Genomic DNA, 13,171 nt, shown 5'->3' with positions numbered 1-13,171 from the left:
TTTTCATCCCCCCTTATGGTTTAGGCATCAAGGTCATCATCATCGTCATCATAAACAGCCACATGACCACTGTCTGATGCGGCGGCGACTGCTCCGTGCGCGTTATGTTTTTGCATCACCTGCTGGTATAAAAGCGCCAGACAGAGACCAAGTGCTCCAAACCCTACTAAGTTAAAATCGGTAAACGCTGCCAATAAGAAACCTATATAGAAAAATGGCTTTAAATAAGGAATATTCATCATATTGATTACCATGGCATATCCGACAACAACGATAATGCCTCCGCCTATTTGCAGCCCTTTTGTAATGACATCCGGGATATTGCCCAAGAACGCCTGAACAGCGCTGACACTGATCAATGCGACAATTAATGTCGGTATCATTACGCGCAGCGCTTGAAACACCATCGCGGTAATATGCATAATTTCAATTCCTTTTATATTCCCTTTTTTTGCGTATTGATCAGCGCGGTGAATGAAAAAGACAGTGATCGTCCGCACAAAAATAGTCAGCGCCTGCCCCGCAGCTGCCAAAGCAACAGCGACGGCGATGCCTTCGCCAATTCCCTGATCAGCGGTAATAACTAAAATGGTTGAGATGACAGAGGCAATCGCTGTATCAGGCGCCATGGCAAGGCCGACGTTCATCCAGCCCAGCGCCATCAGCTCTAGTGTGCCTCCGAGAATAATTCCTGTTTTTAAGTCCCCGAGGACCAAGCCAACTAGCGTGCAGGCCACAAGCGGCCGGTGTGTCTGCCCTTCATCCAATACACTTGCGATGCCGGTGATTGCTGCAATAATTAACAACAAAATAATTTGTAATGAAGACATATTCTCATCCCCTTGATTATTTTGTTACGTTCCGTAAAATCTGTACAAAATCCTCGCTGGCATCTGAAGGCAGCTGCCTCAATTCCAGTGTCACGCCCAAGTCACTTAATGCTTCAAACGCCTTTATATCTTGCTCTGTGACGCTGACTGATTTTGTGATTTGCCTGCGATGATTTTCAAAACGCATTCCCCCGACGTTTACGGTTTTGATCGGCACACCTGCTTCAATAAGAGATACAATATCGGACGGATTTTCAAACAAGAGCATTGCCGTTACCCCTTCATAGCGCGGACTATGAAACGCTTTTGCCATTTTTGAAACCGAAACGGCACTCGCCTTTACATTTGAAGGTGCAACAGAAAGGATCAGCGTTTTTCTCATTTCGTCCTGTGCAACATCATCGGAGACAACGATAATTCGGTCTGCTGCATGGACTTTAATCCATCTTGTCAAGATTTGGCCGTGAATAAAGCGGTCATCAATTCTGGCTAACACAATGTTCATTACAATTCATCCTCTCTTGTTTCCTGATTGACAGTTTTTACTTTTTCTAAATGTTCACTGCACACTTGAAAGCTTTGCTGGCTCATTGCTTTTAAGTTGTTCAGCAAATCTTTAAGTGTCAGATGTTCTCTCAGGCTTAATACCTCCAGCAGAATCGGCAGGTTTACACCGGCTGCCATATCCATTCTTTGATCCTCAGCAATGAAAGAAGCTGCCGCGTTATATGGCGTTCCTCCAAAAATATCGACTAAAAAAAGCACTTCATTTTCTTCCGGAATGTCCTTGAGCGCCTGACGATATTTTTCTTGCAGCGTTTGAATGCCTTCCCCTTTAAAAAACGGCACTGCAAGCAGGTTATTTTCTTCACCGAATATCATCCCTGAAGACTCTTTTAATGCTATGGGAAAATCTCCATGACCACTGATAATAACTGAAATCATATACATTGCTCCTTTCCTGTTTTGTACATCCATATATAATGCAAGGATCGTGCCAACAAAGTTGTGTTAAGCGTTTTCATTAAGTTTTCAGCCAATGATAGTCTGTTGTTGAAACACTTGGAATCAAAAAAATAAACCTGTATTAAAATGGCGTTCCATTTAATACAGGTTCACATTAAAAAACTGCTTTTAAAACAGCTGGCCATGCACTTCTTCAGCGAAGATGGCGGCTATAAATAATTTTTCATCATCACTTATGCGAAGTCCAAGCTTTTGTTCATATGGCGCTAATGTCCGCTCTGTCACATTCACCATTTCTTTCATCTGATCATTTATTTCTTCTTCCTCTGAGAAAGCAATCGGATTCTGCTTAATCACCCTTTCAAAGGCGAACGCCGTATGCATGATGACTTTGATCAAAACTGCATTATTGAATATGGCTCCCAGCTCATCCTGAACAGTTTGCAGCCACTCTAATAACATTTCGATAATATGGTGGGGGTTCAAGAAGACAAGGTACTTTTTTAAGCTATCCTCACAAAGCTCCCTGACAATGATATTTGCTTCGTTCAATCCATTGCTCAAGGGGATGCTGCCTTTGGTAATCGCCTGTTGAATCAGCTTCTCTCCCTCCCCTTCAATTAACACTTCTAAAGATACATGCGGAGCATTGATTTTAGGGTCTTTCGTTCCGACTGTCGCAAGGATCTCATACTCTTTTTCGATTTCTTTTATCCGGTTTGCCAATTTAATAGATGAAACGGTCAATATGTGAATCGGGGTATCGGAGGCTTTGTTTACGATCGTGGTCAGGATGTCTTCCAGCTTTTTGGCCGTTCCGCTGCCTGTCGTGCAGATGGAGACCAGTGCTTTCTTTTTGCCAGATGCTGCTGGCTGCCGCTCCCATAATTCAATAAAATCCTTCGTGACCGATTGATAGATCGCATGCAAATTCAAATCCAAATAATTCACCTTTCTGACAGCATCCAGCACCATTGAGGTCGTAACATTGCTGATTGTTTTGATAGCAATGCCTGTTTTTTCCTCCAGCTTGCTCTCCAGCATTGCAAGTGACCCCATGTCTACCAGCATTAAAACACCTTCGCCTTCGTCAACCTGTTTCATTTTTTCCGCTACGCATTCGATAATGTCCGAAGGTGAAACAGAAAGCGGCATATCAACTGCTGCAATTGGAGTGCTTCCTAACAGTTCTGTCGCAACTTCAACCATTGAACTCGCCGTGCTATTTCCATGTGCAGCCACGATAATACCGACCCTTTTGTTCTCTTTTAACGATTTAATGGAGTGAATCAGCATCGTTAAGTAGATGACCTCTATTTCCGGAATAGCCACTTTAAAATATTCCTGAATTTTATCTTTAAAAATCATCGCCACCCGATATTCTTTCACATGAGTATCACGGATTTCATCAGTCTCCTGTGTGTTTAAAACATCAATTTGCTTACCGCGCTTTAAAAATGCGTCAATATGCATACTCAAGAAATAAATAAATTTACGGTCAAATGTGCAATCCAGCTCATGTTCAGCTATTTCTTTTAACTGTTTGGTCATTTGAATCACGTCATCTTCAACGAATGTCAGCAGGCTGTCCTTTTGAAACGCCCGATGCTGAAAAAAACTTCTGACATGCAAATGGATATCAGTCAAGATGTATTGATTAATATCCTTTTTAGATAACCCTTCTTTCATGAGGGTTTTCACTTTTTCCTCGATCAAATGATACAGATTAAATGAGAGATCTTCGTCAATTTTTGTTGTTTCATCTTCTACAATCGGAGAGATGATCGTTGTGATATTTACATATTCAGAAATCGCTTTGCTTCTTTGCATGTTTTTGCTGCTGGACATCCAGTCTTGCTTGATTTCATCCGGCAGATCCCGAACAGTCAGTTCAATAACCTCATTTCTGTCAAGGTTGTGCAAAAACCCGTGTGCACAAACTAACTGGACATTTGATTTCAGCTGTCCCACATTCCCAAATTTTGCAGAATGAATAAGCGCATTATAGACATCTATGTGCACACTCAGATTTTTCTTAATTCGCTCTGCTTCTTTCCCTAATAAAAACGTCGTCAAATCCACTCTTTCTTTAAGCGATCGTTCTTCAAGCGAAGGAATATGAATGGTCATTGGGATTCTTCGCAAAAATGTTTTTAATAGTGCAGAACTCGGATTTTCTGTAGTGGCGCAAATAAACAATACGTTTGATGTTCGTTTATGTTCAGATTCTCCAAGCCGGTTATAAGAACCGCTGTCAATAAAATAAAACAGCATTTCTTGTCCCTCAGGAGGGAGACGATGGATTTCATCCATAAAAAGAATCCCTCCATTGGCCTGTTCGACTAAACCAGCTTTATCCTCGCCGGCACCTGTAAATGAGCCTTTTTTGTGTCCGAATAATTGAGAAAGCAATAATTGAGGATTGTTGTAGTAATCTGCACAGTTAAATGTAATAAATGGAGCACCGGTCTTCAAAATGTCAGAGTAAATGGCAAACTGGTAAATCCGGTTTGCAAAAAGGGATTTACCGGAACCTGTTGGCCCTAAGAGGAGCATATGCAGACCGTTCGGCGGATAAAAGACAGCTGCCTTTGCCTGGGAGATTGCTTTCTTCAAGCTGCCTTTTGCCCCAATCATAAGCTCTAGAGGATTCGTGGAAATGTTTTGATGATTCTGTTTTGGATTCCCGGAAAACAGCTCCAGGCCTTTCACTTCCATCATCTCTGTATCCCATTTCTTGTTATATAACCTTTCCACTATTTCCACTGGGATATATCGCACAGGAAACGTTTTAATTTTTATGACCTTTTTAGATCGGACGAGATTGTTCAATTCAAAACTGACATTGGACCGCTCCATTTTCAGCTGCTCAGCAATTTCCTTTGCTGAATTCCCCTGTACTTTTAAAAGTTGATCTAAGCTGGAGTCATGAAAATTATGCATGAGCTGATGGTATATTTTATCTATTCTTTTCACGTCTATCATCCTTTGCCCTTATTAGATAAGCCCTTAACAAGAATATTCCGAATCTTTATGACAGACAGCCTTGAGATTATCTATTGATACACTTTCAGAAAGGTCTTTATAGCAGATTGACATACTGACCTTTTATGCCTATGTGTTTATCACTTCAAATTATTTATGTTTGATATTAGTATTTTAGATTCGCAGTTCTTCAAGACTGTGCTCCTTCCAAAGTAATAATCAGTAAACAGTTTATCATTCTTCAGGAACGTAATGATGGAAAAATCCCGAATGACAGAAAATAAATCTAATAGATCAGGACATTTTCCCCAAAATACATTCCCACTAGACATGACATCAATTGAAAACAAAAAAATGCCGGACACTCTATGTGTCCGCCACAGTGATTCACGATAAAAAATCAGGATGCAGCAACTGCCCGATCTTTCTCATTTCATTATGCAAAACTTCTTTATCCTTACAATACATCTGGAAGGTCAGTGAATCTGTAAACATAAAAACTTTATCTCCATCGGCAAAGAATAAATAATGATGATTTCTTGCAGCCATCTTGCCCAGGATTGAAAAATCACCGATATGAGCGATTTGATATCCCCTGCTGTTTTCAAGCAAAGTGGGCGTATGATCATACAAATCGTTACCTATTAAAAAAGCCTTATATTCTTCATAAACCTCAGCAAACTCATCATCCATCATATCGTCCAGATGACATCCTCCCTCCCAGTCATTACTTAGAAATGGCGTAACAACTGTTTGGCCGAATGTTGATAGATAAGGAGATATCCATTGAAAAAATAGATCCTCCATATGGACCCACTGTTTTTTCGAAACTTTTATGTTTGTATAAGGATTCTCGACTGAGTCAAAACCGAATGATTGATAAAAATCTTTTGTGATAAGCATATTCTTCGGGAGACATTTGGCACCTTTACGCACAAGCAAATGAAAATTATATTTTTAAAATTTAAAAATCAAACATTGTATTCTCTTAGATGGTATAATATCCGATAAAACTTTATTCATCTTTTATTATTGGAGGAAAACAAAATTGATAGGCAATTCTACCAAAGACAATTTTGGACAACAGCAAAAATTGTCTAGAGGCCTTAAAAACAGGCATATACAATTAATGGCGATTGGGGGTGCAATCGGGACAGGTTTATTCTTAGGCTCAGGAAAATCCATTCACTTTGCGGGACCATCCATTTTATTTGCTTACTTGATCACTGGAGTCTTTTGCTTTTTCATTATGCGTTCGCTAGGAGAACTGCTCTTATCAAATACGGGATATCACTCTTTCGTTGATTTTGTAAGGGACTATTTAGGCAACATGGCAGCGTTTATCACTGGCTGGACCTACTGGTTCTGCTGGATTTCTCTCGCGATGGCTGATTTAACCGCGGTCGGCATTTATACGCAATATTGGCTTCCCGATGTGCCTCAATGGCTGCCGGGTCTTCTTGCGCTTATCATCCTGCTGATCATGAATCTTGCCACCGTTAAACTTTTCGGAGAATTAGAATTCTGGTTTGCATTGATCAAAGTCATTGCCATATTGGCTCTTATCGTAACTGGTATTTTCTTGATTGCGAAAGGTTTTTCCACAGCTTCCGGCTCAGCCAGCCTCACGAATCTTTGGAAGCACGGCGGCATGTTTCCAAATGGATGGCATGGATTTATCCTTTCATTCCAAATGGTTGTCTTCGCTTTTGTGGGAATTGAACTTGTTGGACTGACAGCAGGTGAAACAGAAAATCCCCAAAAAGTGATCCCTAAAGCCATCAATCAAATCCCTGCCCGGATTTTACTTTTTTATGTCGGCGCACTTTTTGTCATTATGTGTATCTACCCTTGGAATGTTTTGAACCCAAATGAAAGCCCATTTGTTCAAGTCTTTTCTGTTGTAGGCATCGTTGCCGCTGCCAGTATGATCAATTTTGTTGTATTAACATCAGCGGCATCAGCGGCTAACAGCGCTTTATTCAGCACAAGCCGCATGGTCTATTCTCTAGCCAAGGATCATCACGCACCTGGATTATTGAAGAAATTGACTTCTTCTAAAGTTCCAAGTAATGCGCTGTTCTTTTCAACCATCGCCATTCTAATTGGCGTCAGCCTGAATTATATAATGCCCGAGCAAGTCTTTACACTGATTACAAGTGTTTCTACAATATGTTTCATTTTTATTTGGGGCATCACGGTGATTTGCCATTTGAAATATCGAAAAACAAGGCAGGATGAAGCGAAAACAAACAAATTTAAAATGCCTTTTTACCCATTATCCAACTACTTAACACTCGCATTTCTCGCGTTCGTTCTTGTCGTATTGGCACTGGCGAATGATACACGTGTTGCTTTGTTTGTCACTCCGGTCTGGTTTGTTTTATTGATTATTTTATATAAGGTGCAAACCCGCAGAGGATATAAGATGAAATAATAAAAAAGACAAGGGATACTCACTCCCTTGTCTTTTTTGTATGGGTCAGACATTAAGCTAAGCTTGAATATGAAATGTCAGCTTTTATTTGGCCTCTAAAATCGTTTACTTCATTTAGGCGTATCACCTCGAATATTAACTCAAACCAGTTTTGATGCCAAAACCTACTAATATCATTCCGGTTATTTTTTGAAACACTTTCTGGAACTTCGAGTTTTTCATCCATTTTTTTGCGAAATCAATAATATAAACGAGAAAGAGGAACCATAACACCGCTAATAAGGTTAGGATTGAAGCTAAAATGATGAGCTGCTGGTTTATATTCCCCTTCAGATTGATAAATTGGGGCATGATTGTAACATAAACCAAAACAGTTTTAGGATTGAGAATGTTACTAAGTGATCCTTGCATAAAGGAAGTTTTATAATAACGTTTCGGAGAATTTCCCGTAGTTGTTGCTTGGGATTGCATGTCATCTATAGAAAACATGCTTTTGGCAAAAAAACTTTTGATACCTAAATAAATTAAGTACGCTGCTCCCAAATATTTGATCGTTGTGAAAAGAAACACCGACTTTGCAATAACCACTGATAAACCTAAAATGGCGATAACGGTCCAAAAGGAAAGTCCTGTTGCTAATCCAAGAATGTTATAACGGCCAGCCTTTGCGCCGTATCTAAGGGTATTTTTCATCACAAGCATTGTATCTGCACCCGGTAAAATAACCATCATGGCAGCTATCGGTATGTATGTGAGTAAGCTGTGCATTTCTTCTCCCCCTTTAAAAAATCCTCACAACATATAGTGACTACAAAAGTAACTACTCATAAAATTGTATCAATGGGTTTGGAATAAATCAATATGGTTTGTTAAAATAGCGATTACAAAGGCAGCGATTGCTCTTTATATTGGAGGATATATGAAAGAAAATATGTTAGACATTTTAAAAAACCTCAATTTTACCGAATATGAATCAAAAGCATATCTTGCTTTATTGCAAGAATCACCTTTAACAGGCTATGCCGTCGCCAAAAAATCCGGAGTGCCCCGTTCTAAAATTTATGAAGTCCTGGAAAGCCTTGTTATCAGAGGAGATGTTTTTGTAAGTCATGGAAATACGCCTCAATATGTCCCTGTACCCGCTAAAGAACTGATTAAAAACCGCCGGCTCAAAGCGGAAGAGCATTTTGATCAGGCTGAGAAATACTTTGAAAAATTCGAGCAGACTGCAAATGACCGGGAAAATATCTGGAATATCACCGGACGCAATGAAATTCTTGAAAAGGTGAAGGCTTGTATCTTATCCGCCAAAAAAAGAATCCTCTTAGAAATATGGAAAGAGGATTTTGATGAGATAGAATCAGAGCTAAAACAGGCGGCAAATCAAGGTGTCATTGTCACCATTATTGCGTACGGAGACATCGTATCTGATTTTGCTACTGTTTACCTTCATGATATGAGCAGTGAAATTACAGAAGAGTATGACGGACGGTGGCTTGTCTATAGCGGGGATGATTCAGAAGTGGTAGCAGGTATCGTCTCTCTTGGCAACGACAGCCGTGCTGCATGGACAATGCATGTAGGTTTAGTCATGCCTATAACTGAAGTGATCATTCATGATCTGTACCTCATGGAAATTTTGAAAAAGCATAGAGGGCTTTTAGAAGAAAGCTTTGGAGAAAATCTCATTCGGTTACGCCGCAAATTTTCTATCCACTCAGATTTCAAAAAACATTATTTGGAATAGAGCAATAGTACAAAAACATGGCTTGTTGATACAAGTCATGTTTTTTTACGCATTCCTTTCTACAAAGTTTTTAGGATCCTCCCCCTCTGATCATTTCTTTTAAAAAAATGCGATTCTGCGCAAACTATTTTTCAGCCTTCCGCGTCTATCCTAGGTAACAGCCTATGATATACGTATATTCAAAAAGGAGCCCTTTATTGCAATGAAGAAAAAACAAACAACAAAAGCGTTGCTTGTCGCATGCATAACTGATCATAAGCAAGATTTCTACAGGTTGGCTTTCAGTTATGTGAAAAATCAAGATGACGCATTAGATATTATTCAGGAATCTATAAAAAAAGCGCTGAGCTCAGTAGAAACGGTTAGAAACCCTGAGACGATAAAAAGCTGGTTTTATAAAATTTTAGTACGGACAGCTATTGATTTTTTGCGCAAACAAAAAAAGGTAAAAGTGATGGATGACGAAACGATAGAGTTTTTAAGCAAAGGAAAGGAAGACCATTACAAGGATACCGATCTCCATGAAGCGCTTGACGAATTGCCGTACCGCTATAAGACCATTATTATTTTGCGTTTTTTTGAAGACCTCAAATTAGAAGAAATTGCGGAAATTACAGGAGAAAACACGAATACCGTCAAAACGCGCCTCTACAGAGCATTGAAGCTGATGCGCATTCAGTTGACGAAGGAGGATCTTTCTTAATGGATAAGAGATTGCAGCAATTAAGAGAAGAATATAAAAATGTTCAGATTCCTAAAGAACTTGATATCATTGTTGAAAAAGCCCTTCAGCAAAAACCAAAAAAGAAAAGAATCGTCATGTGGCCGACATCGGCAGCTGTCACGGCGGCTATTTTATTCACTGCACTTGTCAACATCAACCCTGACGCAGCTCAAGCGATGTCGAGAATCCCTGTCATCGGCAAGATTGTCAAAGCCATCACTTTTATTGAGATCAAAGAAGAGAAAGATCAATCGAGCATCGATGTCAAAACACCTGCTCTGTCCGGACTTTCTAATAAAGAGCTTGAAAACAGCATTAACCAGAAATACTTGAAAGAAAGCAAGCAGCTGTACAAGGAATTTATACAGTCCACATCTAAAAACAAAAAAGGGCATCTCAGCATCTATAGTGATTACGAGACAGTGACAGACACGCCAGATTTACTCTCTATCCGGCGAGATATTGAAAAAACACAAGCATCATCTTACACCCAAAGCCGTTATATCACAATTGACAAAAAGAATGATATCTTACTGACATTAAAAAGCTTATTCAAAGATGAACGCTATATCAACGTCATCAGCCAAAACATCAAAGAACAAATGAAACAGCAAATGAAGGAAGATCCAAATAAAATCTATTGGCTCACTGAAGAAGATGCAGAACCATTCAAAAAAATTCTTCCTGATCAAACGTTTTATATTAATGAAGACCATAAACTTGTGATCTCATTTGATGAATATGAAGTCGCTCCCGGCTATATGGGCGTTACCGAGTTTGAAATTCCAACCAGCGTCATATCAAGCTTGCTCGTGGGAGATCGTTACGTTCGATAATATAAAAAAACATCCAACTCATATGATGGATGTTTTCTCTCTTCTCTAAGTGAGATCGTAACCTAGCTATCAAAAACAACGAGAATATCTGCACACTATTGGAGGAATACCCATGTATCACAAGACACAACATCATCGATACATCCCTGGACTCGATGGCCTTCGGGCTTTTGCCGTCCTGTCAGTTATCGCTTATCACCTAAACCTCAATTGGGCTAACGGCGGCTTCATTGGAGTTGATATCTTTTTTGTTTTATCCGGCTATTTAATTACATCTATTCTATTGCCGGCACATGGAAATGATATCAGTCTTGATTTTCGGGATTTTTGGGTGCGCCGAATTCGGCGGCTTCTGCCAGCGGCTTACCTTATGATCTTTTCTGCTGTTATTTGGGTTGTATTGTTTGATAGGGAACTATTGCATACTGTACGCGGAGATGCCATTTCTTCTCTCTTATATATAAGTAATTGGTATTTTATTTTTCACAAACTATCATACTTTGATAGTTTTGGTTCCCCATCACCTTTAAAAAATCTTTGGTCGCTGGCGATTGAAGAACAATTTTATATGATATGGCCGATGTTCTTGGTTGTTGGGATGTACATATTTAAAAGCCGCGCCAGATTGGCGGCGGTGGTATCATTGCTTGCGCTTTGTTCAGCCGTGATGATGAGCATATTGTATGAACCCGGCGCAGATCCGAGCCGCGTGTATTACGGTACAGATACTCGGTCGTTTGAGCTTCTCATCGGATGTGCCTTGGCTTTGGTTTGGCCTATGAAAAGGCTGTCTTCCAACAGGCTGCCAAGTAAACTGAAGCACACATTGCACGCCACTGAACTTTCGGCATTTTGTATTTTAGTGTTGTGTGTCTATTTCACAGATGAATACGAGCCTTTTCTTTACAGAGGCGGAATGCTTTTGATTAGCATGGTCGCCGCAATCCTTATTGCATGTGTTTGTCATCCGAGCAGCTTTTTAGGCAATCTGCTTTCATGGAGGCCGCTTCGTTGGCTTGGAACGAGGTCTTACGGTATTTATCTTTGGCACTACCCTGTGATTGTGTTAAGCACGCCAGTTCAAGAAATCGGAAACCCTGTTTTTTGGCATATCGTGCTAAAGGTTATTGTGACATTTATACTTGCCGAGCTTTCCTATCATTTTATTGAGAAGCCGATACGAACACAGGGATTTAGATTCTTTTTCCGCCGCGTTTTTATACATAGAATCAGGGAATGGAAAACGACAACTGTCCTCAGTAAAATGTCAATTGGTTTCGTCATTCTCGCTGTACTTATTTTTGCGGGAGGGCTGTCTGGACTAGCCGGAGAGCAAAAGCACCCCACCAAATGGACGTATAGCTCACAAGAAACAAACGCTGATACCAGCCAGGCTTCTGAGGACAGAAAGAATGCTGCAGTCGATAAAGACAAGGAAAACGATGCCGAACAAAAGACAACAGACTCCCATCAAGATCAAAAGGAAAACAAAAATAATGGACAAGAGACTAGCAAAAATAAAGACACGCAATCTCAGCAGGAGAAAGAACCCGCAGACTCTGACAAAGAAGTGTTAGCTATAGGAGATTCCGTCATGCTTGATATTGCCTCACACCTTCGGCAGTCACTTTCACATGTTACGATTGATGGAAAGGTGGGGAGACAAATGTCTCAAGCTTTGGAGCTCACAAGGGAATACAAGTCTTTTAATCAGCCGAACAAAGCTGTCATCATTGAGCTGGGAACCAATGGTTACTTTACAGACAGCCAAATTGAACAATTGCTTCAAGCTTTCTCAAAAGCTCATATCTACCTTGTCAATACACGGGTCCCCCGTCAATGGGAAAGCAAGGTAAATGAATCTTTGAAGTACCAGGCAAGCGCACATAAAAATGTTACGTTAGTTGACTGGCATACAGAAGCTCTTCAGCATCCAGAATACTTTACACCTGATGGCGTACACTTGGTTCCTCAAGGGGCTAAAGCTTTGACTGGTCTTATTGTTGAGGCGATGGAATCGTTTTTATAAAAAAGAAGTCCTATTTAAAAACATTGTTGATCATTCTCTGACCCCTCCATTTTCCAAGGTAATTCTTATGTTTACATGTCGTTTGCGTGAGGGTAAGCCAAAATAGAATGGAGGGATGACAGTGGCAGCTAATGAAGAACATGACATCAAAAAAGAACTGCAACGAAACGAACTTTTTTTCAAAAAACGATATAAGATTCTTTATACCGTAAACGATTTTATCATTGGTGCTTTGTTTCTCGTCGGGAGCCTTTTCTTTTTTTATGACCAATTAATGTCGGCAGGGATATGGCTGTTTGCGATTGGGAGCTTGCTGCTGTTAATCAGGCCCACGATTCGGCTGATTCATGACTTTCATTACCGAAAACATGTGGAACGCCAATTTAAACATCGCTCTTCAACAGACGGCTCATCTTGAGGAATAGGCGAGAACAAAACACCAAAAAAAGATGTGCAAATCACAAAAACAAGACTTTTAGACTATTTAATTTAAAAATAAGGCAAAAAACCTAAACTTTTGTCCCTGTGTGACGATATTAACAATAAGGCCGGCACGATACTCCCTATAACATCCTTTTCAGTAGATTTCATTATCGTGCCGGTTTTCTCACATGCAA

The 13,171-nt window shown here is 40.0% G+C and carries 12 protein-coding genes; 6 read left to right on the top strand and 6 right to left on the bottom strand.

What is annotated here, in order from left to right; all coding sequences use genetic code 11:
* Positions 1-20 precede the first annotated feature (20 nt).
* The 5 genes from levF to AC0DBE_RS02035 all read right to left on the bottom strand — a co-directional run bounded on the left by levF (position 21) and on the right by AC0DBE_RS02035 (position 5,588).
* Positions 21-830 carry a PTS fructose transporter subunit IIC gene (levF, locus tag AC0DBE_RS02055; protein WP_014114572.1) on the bottom strand — a complete coding sequence of 270 codons (810 nt, stop codon included), beginning with the start codon at positions 828-830 and terminating at the stop codon, positions 21-23.
* 16 nt (positions 831-846) lie between these two features.
* Positions 847-1,335, bottom strand: a complete 489-nt coding sequence (levE, locus tag AC0DBE_RS02050) for a PTS fructose transporter subunit IIB (RefSeq protein ID WP_014114573.1) — start codon at positions 1,333-1,335, stop codon at positions 847-849.
* Entirely contained in the window at positions 1,335-1,775 is a 441-nt protein-coding gene (levD, locus tag AC0DBE_RS02045) for a PTS fructose transporter subunit IIA (protein WP_061186644.1), read from the bottom strand. Before levD ends, levE begins: the two co-directional genes overlap by 1 nt.
* 189 nt (positions 1,776-1,964) lie before the next feature.
* The gene (levR, locus tag AC0DBE_RS02040) at positions 1,965-4,772 is read right to left on the bottom strand and encodes a transcriptional regulator LevR (protein WP_014114575.1); all 2,808 of its coding nucleotides are present in this window, start codon (positions 4,770-4,772) and stop codon (positions 1,965-1,967) included.
* A gap of 396 nt (positions 4,773-5,168) precedes the next feature.
* On the bottom strand, positions 5,169-5,588 hold the full coding sequence (locus tag AC0DBE_RS02035; protein ID WP_238528862.1) for a hypothetical protein: 420 nt from the start codon (positions 5,586-5,588) through the stop codon (positions 5,169-5,171).
* A gap of 241 nt (positions 5,589-5,829) precedes the next feature.
* On the opposite strand from AC0DBE_RS02035, the gene AC0DBE_RS02030 reads away from it, so the two are divergent.
* Complete coding sequence (locus tag AC0DBE_RS02030; RefSeq protein WP_014114578.1) at positions 5,830-7,218, top strand: amino acid permease; 1,389 nt, start codon at positions 5,830-5,832, stop codon at positions 7,216-7,218.
* Positions 7,219-7,353: 135 nt separating this feature from the next.
* On the opposite strand, the gene AC0DBE_RS02025 is transcribed toward AC0DBE_RS02030, so the two are convergent.
* The gene (locus AC0DBE_RS02025) at positions 7,354-7,986 is read right to left on the bottom strand and encodes a LysE family transporter (protein WP_014114579.1); all 633 of its coding nucleotides are present in this window, start codon (positions 7,984-7,986) and stop codon (positions 7,354-7,356) included.
* Between the two features lie 151 nt (positions 7,987-8,137).
* Here AC0DBE_RS02025 and AC0DBE_RS02020 point away from each other — a divergent pair, with 151 nt between their 5' ends.
* The 5 genes from AC0DBE_RS02020 to AC0DBE_RS02000 all read left to right on the top strand — a co-directional run bounded on the left by AC0DBE_RS02020 (position 8,138) and on the right by AC0DBE_RS02000 (position 12,972).
* The gene (locus tag AC0DBE_RS02020) at positions 8,138-8,965 is read left to right on the top strand and encodes a TrmB family transcriptional regulator (RefSeq protein WP_014114580.1); all 828 of its coding nucleotides are present in this window, start codon (positions 8,138-8,140) and stop codon (positions 8,963-8,965) included.
* Positions 8,966-9,167: 202 nt separating this feature from the next.
* Positions 9,168-9,668, top strand: a complete 501-nt coding sequence (sigV, locus tag AC0DBE_RS02015) for an RNA polymerase sigma factor SigV (RefSeq protein ID WP_014114581.1) — start codon at positions 9,168-9,170, stop codon at positions 9,666-9,668.
* Positions 9,668-10,525 (top strand): anti-sigma-V factor RsiV, encoded by an 858-nt coding sequence (gene rsiV / locus AC0DBE_RS02010; protein WP_472960897.1) that lies wholly within the window; start codon positions 9,668-9,670, stop codon positions 10,523-10,525. The genes sigV and rsiV overlap by 1 nt, the downstream gene beginning before the upstream one ends.
* A gap of 112 nt (positions 10,526-10,637) precedes the next feature.
* Complete coding sequence (locus AC0DBE_RS02005; protein ID WP_472960895.1) at positions 10,638-12,554, top strand: acyltransferase family protein; 1,917 nt, start codon at positions 10,638-10,640, stop codon at positions 12,552-12,554.
* 121 nt (positions 12,555-12,675) lie between these two features.
* Positions 12,676-12,972 (top strand): YrhK family protein, encoded by a 297-nt coding sequence (locus AC0DBE_RS02000; protein WP_088884223.1) that lies wholly within the window; start codon positions 12,676-12,678, stop codon positions 12,970-12,972.
* The last annotated feature ends 199 nt before the right edge of the window (positions 12,973-13,171 follow it).

It is taken from the genome of Bacillus sp. VA15 (assembly GCF_055721145.1).
The sequence above is the reverse complement of the archived record's forward strand: the minus strand, read 5'-3'. Positions and strand labels throughout refer to the sequence as shown.